The following is an 857-nucleotide window of genomic DNA, read 5'->3' as shown; positions in this document are numbered from 1 at the left end:
TTGTGAAAGAAAGTGTAGTGAACCACCTGTGTTGGAATCGTCGATCCCTGGGCATTGATCGTCTCGATTCTCATCACCTGGCCATTCTCGTGGCTTTGGCCAGCAAACATGAGGCACGCATCCGCGCACAAAAGGAGCCCGGCTTGTCGCCGGCGGGCCATCGGCAGGGGGGGTAGTACCCATTGGGTAGCCTGATCGACCTCTGACAAGTGCATCGACCTCAGGCAGGTAGACCAGCAGTCGGTCAGCCAGACCATCGATGCAATGGTCGCGGCCGATCCGCAGTTGGCCTGGATCAAGGCCGCCGAACAGCGTGGGGATGTGGATTGGCGGCAGGTGAAGGAAGTTCACGACTCCTTCAAGTACAGCAATTCGGGACTGGGTGCTGCGTCGGCGATGATCATCGCCATCGTGGTGGCGTACTTCACCGCAGGCGCGGTGAGTGGTTTGGCCACCAGTGTCGGGTCTTCCGCCACCAGTGTTGCGGGTGCCGCCGGCATCAGCACCACGACAGCCACCACCATTGGTACGGCAGCCAGCGCCGCGACTACCGCTGTGGTCAGTTCGGCGGCCAGCAGCGCGGCGATCAGCACCATCAACAACCAGGGCGACCTGGGGGCGGTATTCAAGGACCTGACATCGAGCGATGCCCTGCGCGGTTATCTTGTTTCCGGGATTACAGCCGGCCTTACCGCTGGGCTGTTCGACGATTGGATGGGGACTAAAACAGGTCCGGCCGGGGCACTGGAGAACGGCGGAAAAGTAGCCACTACCGAAAGCCTCTCCAAACTGGAAGGCATAGGTCGCTTCGCGGGCAATCAGTTGCTGCAGAACGGCACCTCTACCGTGCTCGATCG

General features: G+C 60.8%; 1 protein-coding gene. It reads left to right on the top strand.

Features of this window, described 5'->3' with window-relative positions; all coding sequences use genetic code 11:
• Nucleotides 1–264: 264 nt before the first annotated feature.
• On the top strand, nt 265–857 hold a 593-nt coding region (locus ABE459_RS26000), incomplete at its 3' end, for a DUF637 domain-containing protein (protein ID WP_323834006.1).

Origin of the sequence: Pseudomonas sp. TWI923 (assembly GCF_039673365.1) — a bacterium.
Classification (GTDB): domain Bacteria; phylum Pseudomonadota; class Gammaproteobacteria; order Pseudomonadales; family Pseudomonadaceae; genus Aquipseudomonas; species Aquipseudomonas sichuanensis.
This window is presented reverse-complemented; position numbering and strand designations above follow the sequence as displayed.